The sequence below is a fragment of the Flavobacterium laiguense genome (assembly GCF_003097655.1).
GTDB lineage: Bacteria > Bacteroidota > Bacteroidia > Flavobacteriales > Flavobacteriaceae > Flavobacterium > Flavobacterium laiguense.
In genome coordinates this window covers 157,797-184,460 of sequence record NZ_QCZH01000005.1, presented here as the reverse complement: position 1 = coordinate 184,460, position 26,664 = coordinate 157,797, and the positions used below count along the sequence as shown (strand labels likewise).

24 protein-coding genes are annotated in these 26,664 nt (G+C 33.3%); all 24 read right to left on the bottom strand.

Annotated features, from left to right (window positions below; all coding sequences use genetic code 11):
* Positions 1 to 7: 7 nt before the first annotated feature.
* Positions 8 to 1,012 (bottom strand): hypothetical protein, encoded by a 1,005-nt coding sequence (locus DB891_RS07225; protein ID WP_116762029.1) that lies wholly within the window; start codon positions 1,010 to 1,012, stop codon positions 8 to 10.
* 53 nt (positions 1,013 to 1,065) lie between these two features.
* Entirely contained in the window at positions 1,066 to 2,058 is a 993-nt protein-coding gene (locus DB891_RS07220; RefSeq protein WP_116762027.1) for a glycosyltransferase family 2 protein, read from the bottom strand.
* A gap of 136 nt (positions 2,059 to 2,194) precedes the next feature.
* Positions 2,195 to 3,736 (bottom strand): glycosyltransferase family 2 protein, encoded by a 1,542-nt coding sequence (locus DB891_RS07215; protein WP_116762025.1) that lies wholly within the window; start codon positions 3,734 to 3,736, stop codon positions 2,195 to 2,197.
* 2 nt (positions 3,737 to 3,738) lie between these two features.
* On the bottom strand, positions 3,739 to 4,884 hold the full coding sequence (locus tag DB891_RS07210; RefSeq protein ID WP_116762023.1) for a glycosyltransferase family 4 protein: 1,146 nt from the start codon (positions 4,882 to 4,884) through the stop codon (positions 3,739 to 3,741).
* A gap of 257 nt (positions 4,885 to 5,141) precedes the next feature.
* Positions 5,142 to 6,023: a hypothetical protein gene (locus DB891_RS07205; protein WP_116762021.1), complete on the bottom strand. Its 882-nt coding sequence runs from the start codon at positions 6,021 to 6,023 to the stop codon at positions 5,142 to 5,144.
* A complete protein-coding gene (locus DB891_RS07200) occupies positions 6,023 to 7,456 on the bottom strand; it encodes an MBOAT family O-acyltransferase (protein WP_116762019.1) in 1,434 nt (477 codons plus the stop codon). The genes DB891_RS07205 and DB891_RS07200 overlap by 1 nt, the downstream gene beginning before the upstream one ends.
* A gap of 49 nt (positions 7,457 to 7,505) precedes the next feature.
* Positions 7,506 to 8,906 (bottom strand): glycosyltransferase family protein, encoded by a 1,401-nt coding sequence (locus DB891_RS07195; protein ID WP_116762017.1) that lies wholly within the window; start codon positions 8,904 to 8,906, stop codon positions 7,506 to 7,508.
* A complete protein-coding gene (neuC, locus tag DB891_RS07190) occupies positions 8,906 to 10,027 on the bottom strand; it encodes a UDP-N-acetylglucosamine 2-epimerase (RefSeq protein WP_116762015.1) in 1,122 nt (373 codons plus the stop codon). Before neuC ends, DB891_RS07195 begins: the two co-directional genes overlap by 1 nt.
* Positions 10,028 to 10,108: 81 nt before the next feature.
* Positions 10,109 to 11,149: an N-acetylneuraminate synthase gene (neuB, locus tag DB891_RS07185; RefSeq protein ID WP_116762013.1), complete on the bottom strand. Its 1,041-nt coding sequence runs from the start codon at positions 11,147 to 11,149 to the stop codon at positions 10,109 to 10,111.
* 8 nt (positions 11,150 to 11,157) lie between these two features.
* Positions 11,158 to 11,841: an acylneuraminate cytidylyltransferase family protein gene (locus DB891_RS07180; RefSeq protein WP_116762011.1), complete on the bottom strand. Its 684-nt coding sequence runs from the start codon at positions 11,839 to 11,841 to the stop codon at positions 11,158 to 11,160.
* Positions 11,834 to 12,574, bottom strand: a complete 741-nt coding sequence (locus DB891_RS07175; RefSeq protein ID WP_116762009.1) for an FkbM family methyltransferase — start codon at positions 12,572 to 12,574, stop codon at positions 11,834 to 11,836. The genes DB891_RS07180 and DB891_RS07175 overlap by 8 nt, the downstream gene beginning before the upstream one ends.
* A 35-nt stretch (positions 12,575 to 12,609) precedes the next feature.
* Positions 12,610 to 13,719 (bottom strand): glycosyltransferase family 4 protein, encoded by a 1,110-nt coding sequence (locus DB891_RS07170; protein ID WP_116762007.1) that lies wholly within the window; start codon positions 13,717 to 13,719, stop codon positions 12,610 to 12,612.
* 6 nt (positions 13,720 to 13,725) lie between these two features.
* Positions 13,726 to 14,802, bottom strand: a complete 1,077-nt coding sequence (locus DB891_RS07165) for a glycosyltransferase family 2 protein (protein ID WP_116762004.1) — start codon at positions 14,800 to 14,802, stop codon at positions 13,726 to 13,728.
* Positions 14,803 to 14,841: 39 nt separating this feature from the next.
* Positions 14,842 to 15,792 (bottom strand): glycosyltransferase family 2 protein, encoded by a 951-nt coding sequence (locus DB891_RS07160; protein ID WP_116762002.1) that lies wholly within the window; start codon positions 15,790 to 15,792, stop codon positions 14,842 to 14,844.
* Positions 15,785 to 16,915, bottom strand: a complete 1,131-nt coding sequence (locus tag DB891_RS07155; RefSeq protein WP_116762000.1) for a glycosyltransferase family 4 protein — start codon at positions 16,913 to 16,915, stop codon at positions 15,785 to 15,787. Before DB891_RS07155 ends, DB891_RS07160 begins: the two co-directional genes overlap by 8 nt.
* Positions 16,916 to 16,932: 17 nt before the next feature.
* Positions 16,933 to 17,832 carry a glycosyltransferase gene (locus tag DB891_RS07150; RefSeq protein ID WP_116761998.1) on the bottom strand — a complete coding sequence of 300 codons (900 nt, stop codon included), beginning with the start codon at positions 17,830 to 17,832 and terminating at the stop codon, positions 16,933 to 16,935.
* A gap of 7 nt (positions 17,833 to 17,839) precedes the next feature.
* Positions 17,840 to 18,604 carry a class I SAM-dependent methyltransferase gene (locus tag DB891_RS07145; RefSeq protein ID WP_116761996.1) on the bottom strand — a complete coding sequence of 255 codons (765 nt, stop codon included), beginning with the start codon at positions 18,602 to 18,604 and terminating at the stop codon, positions 17,840 to 17,842.
* Complete coding sequence (locus DB891_RS07140; RefSeq protein ID WP_116762110.1) at positions 18,601 to 19,215, bottom strand: CatB-related O-acetyltransferase; 615 nt, start codon at positions 19,213 to 19,215, stop codon at positions 18,601 to 18,603. Before DB891_RS07140 ends, DB891_RS07145 begins: the two co-directional genes overlap by 4 nt.
* Positions 19,212 to 20,435: an ABC transporter ATP-binding protein gene (locus DB891_RS07135; RefSeq protein WP_116761994.1), complete on the bottom strand. Its 1,224-nt coding sequence runs from the start codon at positions 20,433 to 20,435 to the stop codon at positions 19,212 to 19,214. Before DB891_RS07135 ends, DB891_RS07140 begins: the two co-directional genes overlap by 4 nt.
* Positions 20,436 to 20,538: 103 nt before the next feature.
* The gene (locus DB891_RS07130) at positions 20,539 to 20,913 is read right to left on the bottom strand and encodes a four helix bundle protein (protein WP_116761992.1); all 375 of its coding nucleotides are present in this window, start codon (positions 20,911 to 20,913) and stop codon (positions 20,539 to 20,541) included.
* Positions 20,914 to 21,007: 94 nt separating this feature from the next.
* Positions 21,008 to 21,877: an ABC transporter permease gene (locus DB891_RS07125; protein ID WP_116761990.1), complete on the bottom strand. Its 870-nt coding sequence runs from the start codon at positions 21,875 to 21,877 to the stop codon at positions 21,008 to 21,010.
* Between the two features lie 637 nt (positions 21,878 to 22,514).
* On the bottom strand, positions 22,515 to 24,464 hold the full coding sequence (locus tag DB891_RS07120) for a nucleoside-diphosphate sugar epimerase/dehydratase (protein ID WP_116761988.1): 1,950 nt from the start codon (positions 24,462 to 24,464) through the stop codon (positions 22,515 to 22,517).
* Between the two features lie 521 nt (positions 24,465 to 24,985).
* A complete protein-coding gene (locus DB891_RS07115) occupies positions 24,986 to 25,573 on the bottom strand; it encodes a sugar transferase (protein WP_116762108.1) in 588 nt (195 codons plus the stop codon).
* Between the two features lie 83 nt (positions 25,574 to 25,656).
* Positions 25,657 to 26,526 carry a glucose-1-phosphate thymidylyltransferase RfbA gene (gene rfbA, locus DB891_RS07110; RefSeq protein WP_116761986.1) on the bottom strand — a complete coding sequence of 290 codons (870 nt, stop codon included), beginning with the start codon at positions 26,524 to 26,526 and terminating at the stop codon, positions 25,657 to 25,659.
* Between the last annotated feature and the right edge of the window lie 138 nt (positions 26,527 to 26,664).

Here is a 26,664-nt window from a genome sequence, read left to right as displayed (position 1 = left end):
AAACAAATTAATTATTATCTCCAATAATTGATAGTACTCTTTTAATATAATTTTTTGGATGCAAATATTCATTACTCCATTCAAGATTATTATTCCCAACTTCAAGATACTTTTTATCTTTTAATAAATATTCAATTTTATCAGGTAACTCACTAAAAGCAGATCGAGTTGATAATTTCCCGTAATTAATATTCTCTTTGAAATTCTCTAAACTAATACTTAATGGAGTAGTAATAACTGATTTTCCAAATAATAAATATTCTCCAATTTTCCAACCAGGAGTATCTTTTAAACCATCATCAGCTATGCCAATATTATAGTTTTTCAATTTGTCAAAATATATTTTTTTATTAGAATCCTTACAACTTAATAGAATATCTGGAGCCATATTTCTTGAAAGATCGTCCGAAAACAAACCAACTGATGAGTTTGTGAAATTTTTCTTAATTATTCTACACGCATTAATTCTAAAATCATTTTGAAGTCTTCTACGTTCTTTTTCATCAGCATCAGGATGATTATTTGGATCCCATAATCTTGTATGAAAAATCACATTACCGCCTGTGTCCTCATTTTTTTTCGGATAATGTCTAATGTCTAAAACGCTATGAGATGAATTAGTAAATATTGAAAATCTATCTAAAGCTCGAATAACTTCCGTCCTGTTTGGTTTATAAAGCAACAAATCTCTACTTAATTTTAATGTTAATGAAACTGACTTATATGCCATTGGAACATTAAAATTAAGAGGGTAAACGTTTTTAATTATATTGGTAACAAGCAAAGATCTTTTAAAATAATAATCAAAATTCTCTGGAAAGTCAATAAACCTGCTGTCATCGGAATAATCAAAAAAAATTTCTTTTCCCTCTAAAAACAATACTGCTCCGTTAAAAGCAACCTTATTATTGAAAATTATTTTCAGTTCTAAATCTTCTTTTTCACAATAATAAAAATAAGAATATATTAATTGATTCAAATGATGTGTCCAAGAAGAAATTTCCAATCTCATAAAAATTTACTTTTAGTATTTATTATATTCCAATATCAAAAAAAACTGATTAATTATTTTGGTTTACTAATCATCAAACTCCACCAACCTACAGTTCTTCCCAATGCTTCGGTAAAGGCTTCATTTCGTTTTATAGTGTTAAAGATATTACTAAATCGTATGATTATCAAAAGTATTGTGATAGAATGCCATTTGAGTTGATCCTTCCATACTGGTTTTGGATTTTTTACACGCCACACATACCAGCCGTTTATAACTACCATTTTCCCGTATTGGTATTGGTTGGGTCGTCCTGAATCTCCATGATAATGATTTAACTGTGCTGCAGTATTGAGATACAACTTACCTCTTTTGGCTACTCTCAAACTAAAATCGGCATCTTCATACAAACCATAGCCTTCAAAATAAGTAGAAAACTGAAAAGTTTCAAATACAATTTTTCTAAATGAAGAAACCCCTCCCATCAATTGCTCCACTTCATACGTTTTGTCACTTGGAGGTAGAAAACCAACACTTCTTCCATGCGAAAATAAAGAAGAAAATCCTGGTGCACAATCACTGTCTATACCTAGTTTTTTTCTTAAAATAAATCGGCTTCCATCTTTTCTTTTCCATCCATCAAAAAAAAACTCGTTTATTTTAGGCTGATAATTAACCCCAACACATTCCCACTTTGTTTCATTATGAATGTACCCACCCACTCCTAATGCATCCGGATATACTTGGTACGTATTTAGTAATTGCTCAAAATAGCCTTTTTCTAAAACTGTATCATCATCCAAAAAACAAACCACTTCCGCATTCGAATCAACTCGAACAATTCCAAAATTTCGTTGCTTAGTCAAACCTCTATGTTCTTTTGGAACTAGAGAATATTTTAGATTTTGAAAAGGGTTATCCGTTACTATTTGTTCGGTTTCCCTATCAGTAGAACCATCGACAATAAGAATTTCATCTGGATATACCGATTGTTCCCGAACCGATTGCAACAATTGAAGCAACGGTTTTGGACGCATATACGTGCAAATGATTAATGAAAATTTCATATGTGTAAAATTTATTTATCAGAGGTCACATATGGTATCGCTTTTTATTTATCGGTGTTTATCTCACAATATTCTATTATCGTCGGTATTCGATGATTTTCAATTGTTTGCAACAAACTGATTGTTAATGGCGATTTCATGACTTATTTTTCAATATATTTACCCAATATACGCTTTTTTTCCACTGTTTTTTATAATAAATTAAATACCTAAAAGGGTTTTTAATAGTTTGAAATTTAAAAAATTTAAAAAATAGCGTGGTTTTATATCCCATTACTTGCTCTCTAACATTGTATTTCTGCTTCACATACATAATAGTTGGAGAAGGTTTGGGTTGTATCTTTTCATTAGACCAAACAAAAGTAGGCTTTATTCTAAATCCTCCCATTGGCGCTTTTAAATGTAAAATATTGAGATTTGGAAAATAGATTATATCAATCCCCAAATTTCTCAACTGCAAACCAAAATCAGTATCCTCTCCATAGCCAAACTCTAAAGATTCATTAAAAGAAACTTGCTTTAATAATTCCGTTTTTAAGAAACTATTACCTGAACCAAAAATACCAGATTGAGAAATAATTGAATTTTGAAGTAATTCATTGGGCTGCAAATAGGATGTAGTAACACTTTTAACTCCATATTTTTTAATATTCTCAAACACTTTTTCTATTAAATCCGATTCAAATCGATTGTCATCATCATTCAAGAAAACCCATTCGCTTTCAACTTGGTTCAAAGCCAAATTTCTTGCATTACATGCCCCTGCTTGATGGGTAAAAGTATGCTTAATCTCAAATGGCCATTTTTCGGTATGCAGATAATCCAATTCTGAAACACTACCCTCTTGTGGATTTTGTTCTACAATAATCACATTAATAGGCAAATGGGTTTGCTTGGCTAAATCTTTCAATACATCGTACAAATATTGCTTTCTCCCAATAGTAGGGATAATGACATCGATTGTTGCCCTTTCAACTATATGCCTATTGGATTGAACAGGAATACTCGCTAAAGAAATTGAACACCTATTTCTATTTTTAAAAAAAAGAGCAAAAATGAAAGCAAAAAAAAGAAATCGACGCTCATACAGCAGTATATTCAGCAGTAATAAGAATATCCAACGTGTTTTATAATGTTGCTTTACAAATTTAAAAAGAGTAAATACAGAGGCACTTGAGGTTACTTTAATTTGAGCTTTAACTAACAATTTAGGTTCAGAATAACACAACAACCCTAAAGACATACCAATTTTGGCGATAGAATTGAGATAATAATCAAAATCCGAATCTAGCTTGATTTTATCTTTAAAAGCAATTAAAACAGTGGCGTGAATAACACCTACTAAACTACTCATTTGCCAAGTAGGATAGGTTACTTTTTTATTTACATTGATAAAAGGGGATTCTTCGACATAACCAATTTTACTTCCTAGATAATTACAATCAGTCGGATTATAAGATAGCATCATTTTTTGATGATGCAGTATTTCTGGCACGACTGCTATATCAATTTGCTCTTGGCATTCTTGATGACACCAAACTAACGTTGATTCCGGAAACTGAATGGCTACTTGCATTAATCCAAATGCAATAGTCTTTTTTCTATCAAAGACTATAGTCTTATCCTCTTCGGATTCAACTCTGGTAATACAACTGCTATTATGGTAGATTACAATCAAAATTAACAGATTAACGTTTTATAAAAAGCTACATTTTGTTTTGCTATTCTTTCTATATCAAAGATAGTTTCTATTCTTATCCTTGCTGCACTCCCAATGGTACAACATAAATTATCATCTTGTAACAAACCAATTATTTTATCGGCAAACAAATCGTGATCTTTGGGGTAAACCAAATACCCATTTTCTCCATCAACCAGCAATTCTTGCGCCCAACCTATATTACTATTTACCACAGGCTTTTGCAAAGCCATGGATTCAATAGTTACCATCCCTAAAGTCTCTGCAAAAGTAGGAAAAACGCAAACGTGGGCTTTTTTGATGTATTGTTGTACCTCGTGATACGGAATCTTTCCTAAATAAGTAAGGTTGTTTAAATCCTCTCCTTTAAACTCTTTTTGCAATAATCCCCATGTGGATTCCGATTTTGTCTGAATATCAAACGAATCACTTCCAATTAAAACCAACCGTGCATTGGGATATTTTTCTCTTACTTTATTGAATATAACGGGTAATTCCAACACCCCTTTTTTTCGGATTATCGTACCAATATACAAAATAAACCCTTTCTCATAAACCAAGGGATTTGCATTTTCAAATTGATCCAGTTTCAATCCGTGGTGAATGGTTTGGATTGTTTTATTCTTGATATCAAAAAGTTTTTTCGACAATTCTCCTGCAAAATGAGTAGGGGTAATAAAAGCCTGAGCATTACTTACCGCTAATTTTTCGAACCAAAAATTCTTGAGTTTTTGTTTTCGTTGTTCCAAATGACAAAAATAAGTATCACTTCCGTGAAAGCGAATTACAACCGGCACTTTCAGATTCATGAAAGCGGTAATTCCTGTCCAATCGGGGGCCTCAACCAAATCTATTGCTTCTGAAACAATGTATGTATTAAGATAATTTTGAATGTATTTTCGATGTAAATACCAACCTAGCACTTTATTTTTTTGTGCTTTTATCAAATGAATTTTAACGCCTTCTTCCTGAAAAAAAGTCTCTTCTTCCTGTCCATAAACAAAAACGGAAACTTTAACTCCACTTTTAGCCAAAGCTATCACCAAGTTCTTGATACTCGTACCAATTCCTGCCGCATATTTTACGCGTTCATGAGGATATTCAGAGGTCAAAAAAGCTATGTGCATGATTTTCTATTTATTGCTTAATCCCATAAATAACAGCATTTTGTAAAATACATTTGTAAAACATATAAGTCATATAAGTTTTCAATTTGAATAAAATCAAGTAAAACCAATAGTTCATTTAAGCAAAGCCACAAAGTCTTACAACGAACGTTTTTAACTTATGTTCACTTTTAACCATTAATTTGAAAAAATAACTTTCTTTAACTTACACTACTTATATGTTTAAAATTGAATGCGGTTTATTTTAAAACATATCCCTATTTATTAAAAAAGTCCTTCAAAATTTGAGCGGTAAATAATCTTGCGCCTGTATTATTCAGGTGCCCACAAGACGAAAAATATTTATCCTCAACCACTACATTTTCATAATTATGAATTTCGGGATAGAGTTTTTGCACTTTATCAAAATAATTAATTCCCTCAGTGTTTTCACACATTGGGGTCATTACGGCTATGAAATTGATTTTATTGGCCTTACAAATTTGCTTGATTTCTTCGTAGTATCGGTTGTGTTGTAAAGGTTTTAAATTGACAATATTATTTTTCAAATTAGCATTCGGTTTTTTGCCTAATGGATAATACCCTAAATTATTTAAATGTGTTGTTTTTTTATGAATCACACTAAAAAACATTTCTCGAAAACCAATACGAGCATCAAATTTAATATATCGGTAAAAAGGAATATAATACAACTCCTTAAAATCGTCCTCTTGTTCAAAATGCCTTTTAATGGTTTCCGACTGATGCAAGTAAGGCAAGAACTTGGCCGAAATTCCCTCCGCTTGATGGTCATTCGACAAATTCAAATCAGCTTCGAGAATTACAGTTGCAATTTTATAATGCCGCTCCATCATTAACTTTAAAAGCAAAGAAGCTTCGAATAAATGTCCGCCACTCATGCCGTAATTAAATGTTTTCAGCCCTTTGTCTTCAAACATTTGTGAAACAAAATGATTGTTGGCTCTGGATGATCCTAAAATAACCACATCAAAATTTCTATTTTTAGAGTTATAGATATGATCTATTTTACCTCGATTGCTCGATTGCAAATAAACAGCAGTATATAAAAAGTCTAGAACAACAGCGATAACTATCGTTAAAGCTAACATTTTTAAAGTGAATAGTATAAACTTTTTCATTAGAATTGAAAATATATAAATTCTTTATAATCCGAATAGGTTCCAAAAGCGAGAATGGCAACTATAGCCAGAGCCATTTTAACGGTATTGTATTTCCCAGAAATAGGCTCTTCTTTGGTTCTATTATTCCATTCTACCAAAACAAATACGCCCACCATCAAGAGCAATTCATAATTGTAACGCTCATTCAAAAGGTATTGCGAGCTAAATTCTCTATTCACTACAATTCGCTTCAAATACAAAAAGGCGTCGGATATGGTTTTGGCTCTAAAAAATACCCAGGCTATACAGGTTAACGAAAAAGTGTATAACATGCGCCCAATTATTCCAACCGAATCAAAATTCCATTTTAGAGTCTCTGCTTCAAGATTATTCCGGTTTCTACTTAACAATAGCAGTGGCAAAAAATACAATGCATTGATAAATCCCCAAGTCACATACGTCCAATTGGCGCCATGCCAAAAACCGCTTACCAGAAAAATAATAAAAACGTTTCTGATTTGCATGGCTTTAGAACCTTTGCTTCCACCCAACGGAATGTACAAATAATCCCTAAACCAAGTGGTGAGAGAAATGTGCCAACGACGCCAAAACTCGGCTATATCTCTTGAAAAATAGGGGTAATTAAAATTGCGCAATAAATCCAGTCCAAACAATTTTGATATCCCCAACGCCATATCAGAATATCCAGAGAAATCACCATAAATTTGGAACGCAAAATAGATGGCGCCCAAAATCAGAGACCAAGAATTCATGGTTGCATAATTATCAAAAATGGCATTGGCATAAGTAGCGCACGTATCGGCAATAACCACTTTCTTGACCAATCCCCAAATGATTTGACAGACTCCTTCTTTGGCTTTTTCTAAATCAAATTCACGTTTAACTTTTATTTCAGGCAATAAATGAGTGGCTCTCTCAATAGGGCCCGCCACCAAAAGCGGAAAATAACTCACAAACAAAGAGTAATCGACAAAATTATACTCGGCCTTGATTCTCTTATAGTAAATATCAATCACGTAGGACAAACCATGAAACGTATAAAAAGAAATTCCAACGGGTAAGATGACATCCAATAAAATAGGACTCGCTTTAACCCCTACAGCAGTAAGCATTTGTGCAAACGAAGTGGAGAAAAAATTATAGTATTTAAAAATCCCCAAGAATCCCAAATTGACGCCAACACTCAACCAAAACCAAAACTTCCGTCCTTTCTCGGTACTGCTTTTTTCAATTCTAATTCCGGTATAATAGTCTAAAAATGTAGAGAAAACCAACAGAAACAAAAAACGCCAATCCCAACAGGAATAGAAATAATAACTCGCAATAATGAGGAGTGCATTTTGAGTATTCTTTGTTTTATTAAAAACAAACCAATACAAGAAAAACACTATCGGTAAAAACACGGCAAAAGCCAGGGAATTGAAAAACATAATTTATTTTAAAAAATTGTATTGTAATTGTAAGATGCAAAGAAAAGGATTATTCCTTAGAAATGATGATTTTAATTCCTTCCCAAATACGTCTTGAAGCTTCTTGTGCAGGATGCTGATTAATGATTTCAAACCATTGCTGTGCAGCTTTTATAACCGAAGGTTTAGTTGCTATTCCTTCCTTAATCATTGTTGCAATTGCATCTGGACTATTGATCCAAAAAACGGTTTCGGTATTCGGCATGGAGCGAAAATGAACGTAATTGTATATTTTTTTTACGGACCAATCTGTATTTTTTTTATGGACAACATCATAATTGATAAAAGCACAGGCTTTATGATGGGCCACATAATCAAAAACCATGGATGACCCTAGATTGACCACTAGTTCCGTATGCGCTATCGTATTCATTTGCAAATCAACATCGGCTTGAGTGGGCAAAACAGTATTCCAACCTTCCCCTATTTTTTTCCAAAGCGGGGCAATTGGAGTGATTACATCCTGATAATCATTGAGCACTTTGTCATATCGATTCGAAAAATCAACGGGACAACGCCGAAAAACAATTCCCAATGAATGTCCATTTTTGTTTAATTCTCGAATGGCAATAGCAACATCCTCAAGGTATTTTGGATCATCGGGACAAGTCGTTACATCGTCTCCCGAATAGCAAATGTATTTTTTATTCACATCTAAAGCATTTTGCTCAAAAAAATCCGCTCGTGAAAGCAACTTGTTTTTATCAAAATGGGATTCGAATTGTGGAGTCCCAGTCACAAAAACCTGTGATTCTTTAATATACGGATAGTAAAAAAGTAATTCCTTTTTCATTAAATCACTCCACACAAAATAATGGTCCGTTTCTATCACCATGGTAGCCTTAGCCAAATTATCCCAAGAAAAAATGAAGGTTGCGGTAGGAATTCCTAACTCTTGTGCAGCCAACAATGGTGCAATTGCAGTCATCGGGCGTTGATTGGTGCAAAAAACCATCGCAGGATTTTCTTTTTGCAGTGTTTCTAAACATTGATGGTAATACAACGTTTTGCGTTCCTCTTGTTTAATTTTTTCCCGAATGCGTTTTAATCCATACTTTGAAGAATGGGTAAATGATAGTAGTTGTGTAACAAAACTCTTTATCGCTCTTGGAGTCGTTGCATATAAAAAAGGAAACCGATAGGTGTCATAAACTCGGTCTTTGGTTCTTCGAATAAAGAGATTTAATTCTATTTGTTTACGGACATTCTTATAGGTTTCCGTAAGCGGATGCGATTTGGAGTTTTGAATCTTTATTTCTTTAAACCCCAATTCGGTTAAATCAAATGGAGTATTGTTCCAAAAAACAACATCAAAATTTTCTTGGGCCCCAATAGCCTGAAAATCAGAATACGCAAAATTACGTAGACCGATTCCGTCGGGTAGAAGGATGAGTATTTTATTATTTTGCATTATCTGTCTCTAAACTGTTTCTGATGATTCATTTTCCAAAACTCCCCTTTTTGAAGGCATTCCAAAAATAATTCAGCGCTATTGCCTTGCCCAAAATCGACAACAGTTTGATTCACTTGGCGCGAATCGATAGTTGTCAAGGCTTCTGTGATATTCTTTTCATTATAATCTACATGTATAATATCAGCATGCACTGCTCTATTTTGCTGTCGGGAACCGATATTGATAATGGGAATCCCGTAATAAGGAGCTTCCCGTATTCCTGCACTGCTATTCCCAATTATGAATTGGCAATTTTTCAATAATACCAAAAAATATTCAAATCGCAATGATGGAAAAATCCGGAATCGGGGATTACCTACTAATCGTTCGTAGGTTTTCAAAATCGTTTTACTTCCCAAATCATTATTGGGAAATACAACAATGTAATTATGTGTATCTGCCAGCAATGCATTGACAAAGTGGGTAGCGTACTGCTCCATTTCGTTTATTTCTGTGGTAACAGGATGAAACATGACTATAGCGTAGGTTTCAAAAAACAATTGATAATATTCTTTAGCATCAGCTAAATCTGGAAGTTTATCCGAAAACATAACGTCAATATCAGGTGAACCAATGGTAAAAACAGATTCATTTATCTCACCCATCTGTTCCAATCGCTTGGCAGCTTTGGCATTCGAAACAAAATGAATATGGCTCAATTTACTGACACTATGGCGAATCAATTCATCTACAGTTCCCGATATTTCGCCACCCTCGATGTGGGCCACCAAAATATTATTCAAAGAACCCACAATGGCTCCCGCCAAAGTTTCTACCCGATCTCCATGCACGAGAATCAAATCCGGTTCTACTTTTTTTACATAACTGGAGAGCCCTTCGATGGTTTTGGCCAATGTCAGATCCATGGTGGTTTCATGGGTATGATTATGAAAAGTATGGATATTTTTATACCCACAACGTTGTATTTCTAATACCGTGTAGCCATATTCTTCCTGTAAATGCATACCGGTTACCGCCACAAAAACTTCAAATTCGGGTTGTAGCTCCAAAATCGAAATCAATGATTTTATTTTACCAAAATCGGCACGTGTACCCGTTAGGAATACTATTTTTTTCATTTATTTTTTCTTTTTAGTCAACCAACCCTTTCAGAGTTTATCCCGATAACTATCGGGACTGAAAGGGTTAATCAGCAAGAATTAATCAACATCCTCCCAACTAATCTGCTCATCATTTACAATATCCCTAGTGGCTCTTTTTCCTAATACGACATCAAAATGTTCCGCCAGAATCTTTCCCGTTCCCGGGCGTTTCACCCAAATATTTTCTTTAGTAAATACCTCCCCTTTTTTTATATCGGCGATAGCACAAACCGTGGCAAAAGCAAAATCAATAGTCACTTGTTCTTCTTGGGTTGGCGCTTTGACTCCTCCTCGCATTTGCCAAATCTCATTAGAACTTGTAATCAATTCTTTGGTGGTTTGTTCATCCATACTACATACGATATCTGGCCCTGTACGCTGCATGCGGTCTGTAAAATGACGTTCCAAAATACTGGCTCCCAAAGCCACTGCTCCCAAACAAGCATTATTATTCAAAGTATGATCGCTCAAACCAAACACTTTATCCGGAAAAGCTTCATGCATTTGAGTCATGGCCCCCAAACGAACCAAATGAGTTGGTGTTGGATATAAATTAGTCGTATGCAATAAAACTACAGGGACTTTATGACTATCAAAAATAGCTACTGCTTTGCGAATACTTTCAATGGTATTCATTCCCGTACTCAAAATAACAGGTTTCCCAAACGAAGCAATATGTTCTAACAGCGGATAATTATTACATTCGCCCGAACCAATTTTATAAGCCGGAATATCAAAATTTTTCAATCGCTCGGCTGCGGCGCGAGAGAACGGAGTCGAAATAAAAATCATCCCTTTACTTTCCACATACTTTTTTAATTCCAATTCATCTACTTCATTCAACGAACATCGTTCCATGATTTCATATATGGAAACATCGGAATTCCCTGGAATAACTTTTTTGGCAGCTCCAGACATTTCATCTTCGACAATATGGGTTTGGTGTTTAATTACCTCAACTCCTGCTCTATGGGCTGCGTCTATCATTTCTTTGGCCACTTGTAAAGAGCCTTCATGATTAATCCCAATTTCGGCAATGACTAAGGGGGGATAATCGAGCCCAATTTTTCGCCCTGCTATTTCTATATATGGGTTCATAAAATGAGTTACGAGTTATGAGTTATGAGTTTTTGATAAAGATATTCTGCGTATTCCATATCATCTTTTGTATCAATGTCAACATTGGAAAAAACATGATTTACTTCGAGAGGAAAGGCATTTTCTGAGATAATGACATTCTGCAAAATCAACGATGCTTTTGTAATATACAATAATCCATTTTCAGAATATAGAGGCTCTAAATCTTGGCTGCGTTGCCCAATTGCATAATTGTACGGAATGAATTTATTATCGTCTATTTTTCCAAATTTCTGATGATTTCTCGTGACTGTAAACAAACTATCATAATTCTCTTTTTGATACATTTCAAAAGCTTCTTTCAACAAATTTTGAGGACGTAATGGATTCGTGGGTTGCAGTAAAATTACATTTTCCACAACAACTTCAATAGATTCTAAAACGTGTTTTAATGCCGTAATCGTAGGTTCCAAATCTCCCGAAAGAGATGCTGGTCTATCAATTACTTTGGCTCCATAAGCCAATGCCGTTGCTTTGATAGTTGGATCATCTGTAGAAACATAGATGGCATCTATGATTTCACTATTCGCTGCTGCATATTGTATCGAATGTACCAATAAGGGTAATCCTCCAAATAACTGAATGTTTTTCTCTGGGATACGTTTGGATCCACCACGGGCAGGAATTATAGCTATGTTTTTATATTTATTCATAGAACAGTAAAGTTTTTACCGCTGTTACATCTGTTTTGTCAACAAATAATTGATAATCATTATCATGAAACAACTTCTTTAATTCATTAAACTGATTTATACTAATTGTCCCTGACTTTATACCATGCTCAAAATGAATAATTGAAGGTGAGATTACATCAAAGTCAATATTAGTTAAAATGTTATAATCATAACCCTCTGTATCCAAAACTAAAAGACTAACATTCAAAATATTATAACCACTAACTAAACCACTAAGAGACATACACTGCACCTTTTCTTCAAACAAAAATTCTGATGGAATATTTGTCCTCCTATGATGATCTTGATCAAATGAAGCTATTCCCAAAGCAAATTCTGGAACTATTGATTCAAACTCTTTTGCTACTTTATAAATTACAGCTTCAGATAAATTATTATGAATTGCAAAATTTAACGGTTTAATATTGGGATAATCTTTATAGGTATTACATAACTCCATAAAATAATCCCTTACCGGTTCGACAACATATCCTGTAATATTAGCTTTATTATATTTTATGAATTCATGAATCGGATCAAATCGCTTTCCATCATTTGCGCCTATTTGTATAAAATTAATGTTTTTATATTTCAGAACATACTGATAAAGAATGCTCTCTAGATAATTAAAATAAAATACATTATTTATTTTAAATCCTTTCTTAAGCATCTCCCTTTGAATTCTATTCTTTATCTCTTTTTTAAAATTCATATTCTTGACATCAAACTTTTCTGTTGGTTATTAAATCATTGCAAAACTTTAAACTTGGCATTTTCTATTAGGTTATTCATTCCCTTATTCCAACTTTCAGTAGAGTATAAATTTGGTGAAATTGGTTCAAACACTAATGGAGTGTCCAAAAATTCCAAAATAGCCTCTTCCCAAGCTGAAACAAAATGAGGATTTTCAATCAATTTTCCTAATTTCCCATATTGCAACACATCTGGAACGCCTCCTATGGCAGAAGCAATGCAGTAATTACCACAATGTAAAGCCTCTATCAAACTCATACCAAATCCCTCATGGCAAAGAGTGGGAAACAAATAGCAATCGGCAGCTTGAAAATAAGTAGCCAATTCTTTATTGGGAATTCGTCCTAAATACTCGACTCCATCCTGAGGAAATTTAGATTCACAACCAATTACCCACAATACTATATCCTGTCTTGCTTCAAAGACACTTTTCCAGGCATTCAGCAAAAGATGGAGTCCCTTTTTCGGACGATCTTGGGAGCACCATATAAAAACTTTTTTATCCAAAACATTTTTGCTTTGTTTTAGTGTCTCTTTTTCTTTTGGCGAAAGCAAAAAAAATGTCGCAGTGTCAATACCATTATGCAATACCGAAAAACGAGTGGGCAAAACTGTATAATAATTTTTATGTGCCAAATAAGAATCATATGTCAATACAACCATTTCGTCTATGGCTTCAAAAAACCAACGTCCATGGAAATTTTCATAAAAGGGAGGAAATCCATGATAAAAAAACTGTAAATAGCAATTGGAACGCAACCCTTTGGACTCCAAAAAAACTAAAAGCGGGTTTACTATTCCAAAATTATCCACGATTTGAATGATGTATTTTTCATCTGGTTTTAAGATTTTACCCAGAGCTTCCAAATACCCTAAGTACGGATTCTTATTCCACTTTTTTCTAATCTTAGTTGACCAATTACTAGACACTATACTGTAACCAACTCCATTAAACCGCTGATCAGGAATTTCACAAACTATAAAATCTATTTGATGGTCTCCTTGTAAATAGTTTTTATATAACGTAGTCCAACTGCCAATTCCAGAGAAAGGCAATGAAACTTGAGAGAGCAGAATTACTTTGGTTTTAGTATTGATATCCATCGAAAATTATTTTCTTATCATCTTAAAATCTATACTTGAAAAGTCCTCGCTTATTGAATATACATAAGGTAAGTGATGTTGGTAAGCAACAATATGAAGCAACAATTTATCATTAATTTCCTTTATGGAATAAAATTCAGGGACCTTTTTCCCCAGTAATTTTTTAATTTTATACTTTAGTGTCTTTTCAACGGGGTTTTTAATTATTCTTACACTTATTACAGATGTATTTCCATCACTTAAGGCTACGAATAGAAAGTGATTAATGACACTGACTTCGTTTGACATTTCCCTTAAATGCAAATTTAACAACGTTTCATAATCCGTCTTATTCATGATACATCCCCACGCTTTCGAATTTACTTTCGTAATTCCTTTTTCGAAATTGTATTTAATATGCTTATGATTGAGTTCAACAGCTCCTTTTAATTGAAGCTCCTTGTTTAATCGTATTGTTTCTCTCTTTCTGTAATTGGGATGCCATTGATGAAGCAATAATGTATTTTGATCATAAAATTGAACCTTACACCCCAAATTTCTCAAACGATTGTGAATATCTGTATCCTCGGCTCCCCAAAAATGAAAAAACTCATCAAATCCATTAATTAATTTAAGTTTTTCCACTGGAAAAAGAGTCATTCCTGTTGCTTCTTCATTAGTTAGAAAACTTATCTTATATTCCTCAAAGTCAATTAATTTCATGCTCTCTTCTTCTGTTAAAAAACCAACTTTAAAATAGATGACCTTACTGGTGTTCAGGTGTTTTTCTAATATTTCCGTGAATTGTGGATGAAAAATTATATCAACATCTGCTGTAAAACAGTATTCAGAACTAAGATTTTTAATACCATAATTTAATGCCTTACTCTTACTCCAAGGCTGCTGTCTTGTAAAAAGATATTCATAAGAAGCAAAACTATATTGATCTATAAGTTTTTTTATTTCATAAGCTAAATTTTCTTCAGAACCATAATCTACAAATACAACACTAAAATTTTGTTGTTTTTGTTGTGCCAAAGAATCAAGTGAACGCTTTATGCGACTTAATTCTCGATTACGGTATGGATACAGAATAGTTATCATCTATTTCGTCAGTTTTTTTATAGGACTCAGTACCAAATTCTAATTTGACAAATAATTGGGCCTTGAAATAAAATTCTTATTCCTGCTTTCAATTATTCTGCTACAATTTTCAAACACAACTCTGAAGGCTAAAAAATGAAACCTGGCATCTGCTATTTTTAAACGAAAAACAAAAAACAAACAGAGAATAAATTTATTAAATGCAAATTCTACTATTTTTATTTTATTTACATCTGTATTGATATTGGCAAAATTCGTTTTAGTGTCCAACTCAAATTTCCTTAATTGTTCTTCAACGTTTTGTTCTTTATTATTATTTGCATCCAAACAATCATGATAAATTTTAGTAGACGGCACAACACCTATTTTAAAACCATGATATTTAACACGATGACAGTAATTATTATCTTCACCATACTGAAAAAATAAAGGGTCAAAACCACCAACAATTTCAAGTGTTTTTTTAGGAATTAGCCAAGCTGCAGCATTAACAAAATTTAATGGATAAATATCTTTCATCTCTTTCTGATTTTTAGTCACATAATCAGACATAATATCTTTACAAAACCACGGAGATAATTGAACACTAAAATTGTATTCCAAAGATTTCTGATCTGAATAATAATGTAAAGGCGAAAGAATCCCATATTCTTTGTTTGAAATAGAAATGCTTATCAATGTACTTAAAGTATCATTCTCGACCCAAGCATCTTGGTTCAATAAAAAAACATAATCATAGTTGTTTTCCAAGGCGTATCGCATTCCAATATTATTGGCTTGACCAAAACCTAAATTATCTTTATTCTCATGGAGAATAATGTTAGGATAACTTTTTAGAACAAAAACAGTATCATCATTACTTGCGTTATCAATTACAAAAACATCCGTTACTTTATTTGAAGATTGAATAGAATCAATACATTTTCGAATCCATCTACTCCCGTTATAAGTCGCTATGATGGTTAAAATTCTCAAGTTATTCTTATCCATATATAACCTGATCAATTAGATTAAAAATACGTTTTGCCATACCATCTCCTGAATATTCAAGTGACATTTTTTTTATTGCAACTGATTTTTTCTTTAATAACTCAACGTCATTATACAGCTCCAAAATAGCATTACTGGCAGCTTGAATGTCTAAATAAGGAACTACATATCCATTTTCATCATTTATAAATTCATTAGTTCCGTTGCCATCATCAAAACAAACTACGGGATTTCCTAACATCGCATTTTCCATTGCAACCATCGAAAAAGATTCTTCTCTCGAGGATAACAAAAACACATCCGATTCACTAAAATAATGAATAACATTATCCGTATTTGGTATAATCATTACATTACAATCTAATCGCATTTTTATAATGTCGTGAAATAAATGATTCCTTATTTCAGCATCACCATCTCTACCCACCCAAACAAAATAAATAGGCCTATCCAATTTAGCTTGATTGACAACGTTTTTGGCTATTTGCAAAAAAACATCAACTCCTTTCGTATAGTTTATTGAGCCTGAAGAACATACTACAAAAGAATTTTCAGGTATATCCAAAAGAGTAATGTCTGACTTAAAATTCTGCAAATCACGATTTACAGGTGGAATAACTTGTGATTTTTCTATAATGATTTCGTATTTTGAAACAATTGCCTTTTTAACAAAATCGGAAACAAAAATTATTTTTGAAAATTTTTTAATAGTAGAACTTAATAATTTCTCTACATTCAGGTTTTCGATAAGAACTGGTCCTTCATGTATATGCAATAAAGCTTTATTCTTATTTAAAAAATCCAGCGATGGTAATCTAGTTAATGTCGCCAAACTGTTAAGATATACTAAATCAAAAAAACCTTGATTTAATTTTTTCAAAAAATCATGCTTGGGTTTTATAAACTTATTAATCAATTTATCGCAAACAGAATGCTTTATTCTCTTATCATATAATATTGCCAGCTCTGAATTTGCTTTTAAATTATTCTCAATCTTACCTCCATAAATACATAAAACAAAACACTTATATTTTTTTGAATAAGAGCTTTCTAATAAATTATTAATCATAATGGGAGCACCTGTTGCTGATGCTTCATGAATAATAAAAAGTATTTTTTTCATGGTTTATCTTTTTCTAATTAACTCTTTAACAGTTCTATTAATATCCTTTTGTGAAATCTATACAATTCTTTAATATCAAAATTACTCCAATACTTTATATATAAATGAAACCAAGCCTTAAAATTGGCAGTATGACTAAAATAATGATAAAACTCGATTTTTTTTAAGACAAACAATCTGTTAGTCTTTGACAAACAAGACAACTTATTGTCATAAAAAAAATTCAAATACAAATATTCCGCTTGTTTTACAATATCTCTATCCGCAATTCCAGATAGACTAATATCCGAGATTCGTATGGTAACAACAGACTCATTTATAGTATAAATAGGTTTATCTTCAGAAAAGTCAATCCAAGCCATATCATCGCTATAAAAGCCAGAAAAATACTCTTTGAAATGATGTTTCAAGTAGGCCTGTCTTTTAAAAACATATTCAGACAAAGAACTTCTTGTCTCCCATTTCAATTTTCTGATAAAAAAATTTAAGCCCTTTTCTAATCTGGGATGCACATATATGTTTGAAATAGAATGATCTTTCTCATTTAATTCAACAGTTGCGAATCGCACAACATTACTTAGCCCATTGAATTCTCTAAAATGACTATAAAAAGACTCAACCACATTATCATCCAAAACATCATCATCACCCAAAATCATAATCCATTCCTCATTTCCTGAAAGAGCAATACATCGTTCCCATTGCTTTATTAATGAAGTCCTACCTAAATTTTTATCAAATCTGTGGTGTAAAAAATCAAACTTCCCTTTATACTTTTCTAATAAATCGGTTGGATTCTCTGGACTTGCATCATCGCCTATATATACTTTGAATTTTTGATTGGTTTGATTCGCCAACGACTGTAAAGTAGCATCAAAAAAAGTAAGCTTATAATATGGGATTATGATGGCTAGCATTTTAGTTTTAATTTTTGAATGTATTCAATTTTGTCTTAAATTCTTCATACGAAATCAAGTTTAAACTTTCCTTTCTATTTTCATCGAACAAATTATATTCAAAATAAGGATTTTTGACTTGTGAAGGTGTTCCTAAATTTAGTCTTTTTGAAATAATTCCAATCCCCCAATCTGAATCTACACAACAAGAAAACAAACCATTTAACTGTCTAAATTTAAAGAATGCCTTCCAAGTGGTTCCATTCCAGTTACCTCCTGAAGGAGACATCCGATAAAAATAATTTTCACTGGCATGAAAAGCTGTTGGTGGATTACAATCATGAAGCACTATAAAACCGTCCTCATTTAAAAACTCTAATGAATTAATTACATCCCTTTCGACTTGATCTGCTAAGTGCAATCCATCTATAAAAATGACATCAAATTTAATTCCTTCTTTCAATATAATTCCCGTTCTTAATTGGTTAAAAAAATCATCACTTGTGACTTTAAAATCTACAGGATTCAGAACATTTTCACTCCCTGGATCAACACTATATTTATTTTCAGAAATAATCTTATCAAAATTTGCCTCAGGATAACGAACTCCTATTTCTAAATAGTTTGTTTCTTTATCAAGAAATTTTAAAATATAATTAATAACCTCAAATCTTAATGGAAACTTATTAATTTCTAAAAAACTTTTTTGAACTCCATCTTTATAAAAAGGATCATTCAACAAGCTGTTTCCCAAATCATATCTGAATTTAATTTTTTCATACAGACTTCTCATATTTCAAATGACTTAAGATTATCAATATTATTTGAACATAAATGTTCAACATTTTCAATTATTTCTTTAATTTCCCAATCCCACCATTTTAACTTTTGAAGCTTTGAAATTGTTTCTTCATCAAATCTTTTTTTAAGTAGTTTTGCAGGATTCCCTCCCCAAATTTCATAATCACCAATATCATTTGTCACTAATGCATAAGCTGCTACTACAGCACCATTACCAATTTTCACCCCGGACATGATTACCGCTCCTCTTCCTATCCAAACATCGTTACCTATAACTACATCACCTTTAGTTGCGGGATGTCCTTTTATACTAGAAGCGTCTGGAAAATAATCATTTAGAACATTAAATGGGTATGTACTAACCCAATCTGTTCGATGATTTCCTCCCAAAAAAATAGTGACATGTTCCGCTATTGAGCAAAACTTCCCAATACATAAATTAGCATCATTATTTTCAAAAATCACATTCGGACAACCGTAAGTAAAATCTCCTATTAAATATTTTTTACCCAAAAAAAAATCTTTTGTAAAAAAATAGGTTATAATCTTTTGTGGTTTTGAAAAAAATTTCACTTTTAACTTTTTAACTATTTTTTTAATCATATCCATTTTGTTTGACTATATACCTTCCCAATATCAAATGTCTCTAGATGAGAAAAATCAGGTCTATTATTAATTATAGAAAAATTACAACATGAATCAATGACATCATACTGTGTTATTGCTGGATGATAAACTATACAATTCAATTTATAAAACCCCTTTACTAAAGTAAATTTAGGTATTACCAAATTATACAGACTTTTGTCTCTTTTCAATTCAATTTCCGAACTAAATAATGCCTGATCTAAATCATCAAAAATTCTCACCATCAAAAATTTATTTTTTTCAAATTCCACATTATATCTCAAAACAAAATTAACCTGAATATCCTCTTCTGAGTAGAATGCTGAAATTCCTCTTTCAAACTCTACCTTTTCAATATAAATATCTTTTTGTACGAATTCAGTTTTATAAAAATTTATGCTAGAATTCATATTTTGATAAAAACTTATTACTTCACTTATATCAGAATTCAATGCCACCTTCCCATTCTCCAAAACAATCCCCCTAGTACATAAACTCTTCACCGCCGCCATATTATGACTCACAAACAACACCGTCCGCCCTTCACCTTTAGAAATATCCTGCATTTTGCCAATGGCTTTTTTCTGAAACTCGGCATCGCCCACGGCCAGCACCTCATCAATAACCAATATCTCTGGCTCAAGAAAGGCTGCAACAGCAAAGGCCAAACGCACCGTCATACCGCTACTGTATCGTTTTACGGGTGTGTCTATATAACGTTCACATCCTGAGAAATCTATAATCTCGTCGAGCTTGGCAGTAATTTCTTTTTTGGTCATTCCTAGAATCGCCCCATTCAAGAAAATATTTTCTTTACCGGTCAGCTCTGGGTTGAATCCGGTTCCCACTTCAAGCAGGGAAGCAATTCGTCCCCGTGATTTTATGCTTCCGGTAGTGGGGGCCGTAACCTTGGACAATATTTTCAACAAAGTCGATTTTCCTGCTCCGTTCTTACCAATAATTCCCAAAACCTCACCACGTTCCACTTCAAAATTTATGTCTTGTAACGCCCACACATAATCACTTGTCCCTTTGGTACTGCGATCATTTGTTTCGCCTATTCTCAAATACGGATCTTCCTTCCCCCAAATTTGATGCCACCAGCGGTTCAAGTCATGACTCAATGTCCCGGTACCTACTTGACCTAAGCGGTATTGTTTCGAGATGTTTTCGACTTTTAATATAATGTCTTTCATTTTTTATTGTGAGTTGTGGGGTTTGGGTTCTGAGGTGTGTGAGTTACGGTTTAACACCTATCATTCAAACCCATAACCCATAACCCAAATCTCAAAACTATATCTATTTCCAATTCTTTTCTACATAACTCATAAAATTAAAAATCTTACCTCCTAAATTCTCATGAGCCTGAATAAAAGGCTCAAAATCGGCTTTAAAATCTGGGTATAATACGGTTAATTTATAAATATGGCTAATGGTTTCTAAACAACTAGAATGAGAAAAAACCAAAAACCGAATAAAATCTGCTTTATATTTTCTTCGTCCATATCCTTCTACAATATTAGAAACAACACTATCCGAAGAACGCCTAAGCTGACTTCCCAACTCATACAATTCATATTTAGGGAGTTTTAAAGTTTTTGGATGCAATGCTAAAAACAAATCCATACTTATTGTGTAAATATCTAAATCTTTATAACTTTTAAAATCACTCATAACAATTTCAACTTTTATTATTTTATAACTAAAACTCAAAACCTATAACTCACATCACAAATCCCATAACCCATAACCCATAACTCATAACTGACTAAACCGTATCAATAAAACTCTTCTCCGTCTTATTAAAAATTAAGAGCCCCACAAAAAAAACTAGTACCGTTACCAAAAAAGTGTATCCAAGTCCCAAAAGAGATATTTGCCCAACACTAAGCAACATATATCGGGTGGTTTCTATAACATACGCCAGCGGGTTGTATTGCACCAACCAACCATAAGACGGGAGTTTTTCTTTAAGCAAAGCCATCGGATACATCACCGCCGAGAGATACATCAGCAACTGCACACCAAAGCCTATCAAATGATTAAAATCCCTATATTTTGTAACCAATGAGGAGATCAGCATTCCAAATCCTAACCCTAAGATACCCATAAATAAGATAAGTAAAGGAAAAAATACTATCGAAGGATTCAAACCAATTGCCGCCCCCTGAAAATAATAAAAAAGATAAAAAACGATAAATATGCCACATTGAATTCCAAACTTCAATAAATTGGAGATCACTATCGAAATGGGCACTATGACTCTGGGAAAATAGACCTTCCCGAAAATACTCGCATTGTTCCTAAACGTATCCGAGGTTCCATTGAGACAGGCCGTAAAATAATTCCAAACGGTAATTCCTGCCAGATTGAATAAAAACGGAGGTACCGTCCCTGTAGCTATTCCTGCCAGATTATTAAAAATGATGGTAAAAGTAACAGCCGTAAACAACGGCTGAATCAGATACCACAATGGCCCCAGTACCGTTTGTTTATAAACCGTAACAATGTCTCTTTTTACAAAAAGAAAGAGTAAATCACGATATTGCCATACTTCTTTTAGATGAAGTGACAAAAATTTATTTTTCGGTGTTATCTCAAACAACCAAGGAGTATTTGAAGTATTCGTTGTATTCATAATTTTAGTCTAAAGGCTGAAATTAAGATAGTAAAGGAAACTTTTAATTCCTTAAATATACAACATATTTATTTTATGACTTTAAAATAATTAAAAAGATTGCTCGTCAGTTCGGGGAGTTTAATAAAATAACGGTGGGCTACCCTCAACTGTTTGGATGCCGATAAATTATACGAAAAAAGTTGGCCACTACTTGGGCGACAGCGATCTGGAGAAGCAATTGCACTTATTCTTTAAAATTCAAATAAATTAATCGAGTTATTTACTTAAAAAACAACTAAAGTTAAATGCTGGCAGGATCGAATTCCCCTCTTGAGAGGGGGCGGGGGGTGTGTTTTTTTGTTCTAAACGCAAATATTTCATTTTAATCTAGATTCCCGCAATAGCCCACCGATTTTACCGATCAAACGGATCTACACGGATTTTTTATAGCCGATTTAAATGTGCTTATAAAAAATGAAGATCTGTGAGAATCAGCAGAATCCGTGACTTCTGTGGGCAATTTATAGATTCCAAAGCAAAGCGCTATTATTCTAATGCGGATTCTGGGTTTAACAATTTCAAAAAAAAGTCTTGAACAAAAAAAAAGGTTTACAAAAAAAATTGTAAACCTTTTAATAAATTATTTCGATTATTGTTATTTATCCAAAACTTCAAAAGTAGAATTCATACTTATAAACTCCGGAACAATTGTTTTCATTTTTGCGACTATATCATCATTGCTAAAGAAATTGGCAATTCCTATCAATTCATTTATTTCGCTATGTAATTTTTCATATTCATCTTGAATTTCTTCTGCAATCATTATTTTTTCATGATGCGTTGGAATCGTTTTTGAAGTATCATTCAGTAACTCTTCATACAACTTTTCTCCAGGACGCAAACCAACAATTTCAATCTTAATATCTTTATCCGGAATAAAGCCAGCCAATTTAATCATCTTTTTGGCCAAATCAATAATCTTAACCGGTTTACCCATATCAAAAATATAAATCTCTCCTCCATTCCCCATAGCACCAGCTTCTAGAACCAACTGACAGGCTTCTGGAATGGTCATGAAATAGCGAATAATATCAGGATGGGTAATGGTAACAGGCCCACCTGCGGCAATTTGCTTGGTAAACAAAGGCACCACCGATCCATTAGATCCTAAAACATTTCCAAAACGGGTAGTGATAAATTTTGTGGCATTTGCTTTGTCCTCCTTTGAGTTTTTAATTTGCAAAGACTGCACATATTTCTCGGCTATTCTTTTGCTGGCTCCCATTACATTGCTCGGATTTACCGCTTTGTCTGTAGAGACCATCACAAATTTCTTCACATTGTATTCACAGGCTAAATCGGCTAGATTTTTTGTTCCTTCAATATTGGTCAAAATGGCCTGCGATGGATTTTCCTCCATCAAGGGGACATGTTTATAAGCCGCTGCATGAAAAACAACCTGAGGTTTGTACAATTTAAACACTTTAGACATGGCCTCAAAATTCCTAACATCGGCAATGACATTGTGAATTTTGGCAGTATAGTTGTTTTTTTCCAGTTCAAGGCTCAAATGATGCAAAGGCGTTTCGGCTTGATCCAGAATGATCACTTTTTTTGGATTAAAACTCAATACCTGCCTCACAATCTCGCTTCCTATAGACCCTGCTGCACCCGATATTAGAACCGTTCTATCCTTTAATTGTTTAGAAATCGATTTGTTGTCTAAAACAATCGGTTTCCTTTCCAGTAAATCTTCAATTTGAATGTTCTTTACCTTTTGGGAAATCTCCTTCTGGTTTTCCCAGTCGGTAATCAAAGGAACCGTATAGACTCTGTAGTTAAACTCCAAACATTGATCCACAATGATCAATTGTTCTTCTTTTCCTAAACTCTTATCCGCTATAATGACGGCCTCGGCACCTACAGTACGCATTAGGGAAGGCAATTTTTTCTTTTGAACCAGTATGGGTAAATCCAACATCCTTTTGGACGCATTTTGATTGTTCCTGTCAACAAATCCAACAATTTTAAACCGACTGGGTGTCTCAAATTTTAAGGCATTGGCTACCGATATCGCATTGGCATCCGTCCCGTAAATTATGGCTCGTATCAATTTAGTGGAGCTCTTTTCAGAGAAATAAAGCTCGAATGTTTGCTTCACTACTACGCGATACAAAAACAATCCACAGAAAGAAAGCACAACATTTATAAAAAGGGCTGTGGTCAAAAAAGCTCTTTCATCATACAATAGCTCGTACGCAAAATTAAAAAAGAGAAATACAATCAAAACCGACATTTGGGAAAACAAAAGTTTGACTGCATCGATATAAGAAGAATGCCTTATAATTCCCGAATACGTTCTAAACAACCAAAAAAAGAAAATATTTACACTAAAAAAAGAAAATACGAATAACACATCGTGAGGGGTAATGATGTATTTTAAACCTGTTCCCCTAAAGATAAGAAGCGTAAAAAAAAAGGAGACTATCAAGACCGAAAAATCAATCATAACAATAATCCATCTCGGAAGATAGCTTAAATTATGAATGCTTAATTTCAAATTGGCTCTTGAAAAAAATCCAGAAATAAAGGAGTCGTTATCCATGTTTTATAAGGTTTACTTTTTCAATAAAATTAAGTCGAAACGGCAAAAATACAAATTAAAATCTATGTAGAATTCAATTAACAAAGTAGAATTAAAATTTACAGGCAAATTATTTTAATAAAAAGTAGTGAAAAACGGTTTTAAAATAAATTCCCATTTTATAATGCAACAAACCATCCTTTTTCTTTCAAAGTTATTATACTAATTGTTCTATCAGGAATTGTATGGGCTTTATTTTTATCGCCAAGAATTATCCTTTTGAATTAAAAATAATTTGCATAATTCTGTCTAACTCATTTCAAAATCCGTTTTTTTCTGCGTCTTGGCTTTAGCCAATCCGTATCATCCGCGTTCCATTGAGAAGGATTGTCCCAGTTAGCAATTCTTTACTTCATCCGTTCGTTTCACTCGGGTGTCAAAGTCCAAACCACTTTCTTTAAATTTGTGGCTAAATTTTTTCTCCCGCTTTAAGACTACAGTTGATGTCGGATTACCTAATTTTAAACAAAAAAAATTACTCATCAAACAGGTCTTTTAAAAAATAGAAAACCAATAGTTTTAAAAATAATCTTTAAATCTCCGCAGAAACTTTGATGGTAATAATACTCTAAATTCAGTTGCACCTTATCCGGGAAAATCACACGATCATTGTATACTAAAGGCGAGTCTTGCCTTTTTAACAATTTGTCTTCATTATAATATTTTAAAGACGCCAAACTGGTTATCCCAGGTTTTAACTCCAGAACTTTTCGATTCTCTCCCTCCAACAAATCATAATATCCTGCAATATCAGGTCTTGCCCCTACAATGCTCATCTCTCCTTTCAAAACATTAAACAACTGAGGCAACTCGTCTAATTTAAGGTTCCGAAGGGTTCGCCCTATTCTTGATATTTCGAATTCACCTGAGTCATGAATCCTTTGAATGGTCCGTAATTTATAAATCCTGAATCGTTTCTCATATTGTCCAATGCGTTCCTGGGTAAAAATCCCATTGGTACGGGTGTCAATAACAGCCATAAACCAAACGATGAGTATGATCCAGAAGAACAAAACTAGCATTAGTAGAGAAAATACAACATCAAAAAATCTTTTTAGAGTTGGCTTCAAATTTCTGTCGTCTTTTTTTTGTTTTCTGTTGTCGGTTGTCTGTTTCCTGTTATTGACTGACTTATAACTCACAACCAAAAAAACTACAGTTTGTGTTTCAAAAGCCCCAAAAGATATTCTCCATACCCTGATTTTTTCAAAGGTTCTGCCAAATCCCTTAATTGTTGTTCGGTTATAAAACCTTGTCTCCACGCAATTTCTTCAATACAACCTACTTTTAATCCTTGACGTTCTTCCAAAACCTGAACAAATTGTCCCGCTTGCATCAAACTGTTAAAAGTACCCGTATCCAACCATGCCGTACCTCGGCTCAAAATCCCAACTTTAAGAGCACCTTTTTCTAGGTACACTTTATTCACATCGGTAATTTCATATTCACCTCTGGCACTTGGTTTGATATTCTTGGCAATCTCTACCACCGAATTGTCATAAAAATACAATCCTGGAACCGCATAATTTGATTTAGGTTCTACTGGTTTCTCCTCGATAGAAAGCGCCTTTAGGTTTTTATCAAACTCTACCACTCCATAGCGTTCCGGATCCGAAACGTGATAAGCAAATACGACGCCACCTTCCGGTTTCGTATTCGATTGTAAGAGTTCATGCATATTGGCTCCAAAGAAAATATTATCCCCTAAAACCAGAGCTACACTATCTGACCCTATAAACTCTTCCCCTATAACAAAAGCTTGCGCCAAACCATTTGGAATCGCCTGCTCGGCATAACTGAATTGACAACCTATAGCTGATCCATCTCCCAATAATTTCTTGAAATTAGGCAAATCATGCGGAGTCGAAATAATTAATATCTCATTGATCCCTGCCATCATCAAAGTCGATAACGGATAATAAATCATCGGTTTGTCATAAACCGGCATCATTTGCTTACTCATCGCAAGCGTTAACGGATGTAATCGAGTACCGGATCCTCCAGCTAGTATTATTCCTTTCATTATACTTTCGTGTTATTTATAATTATCGTTAAATTCATTTTTCATTCCCCTACCCTAAAGGGTGGAAAAATGAATCAGAACATTTATTATTTAAACTCATCTGTCTATTTTCGACTCCCTTTAGGGGCGGGGCAAAAC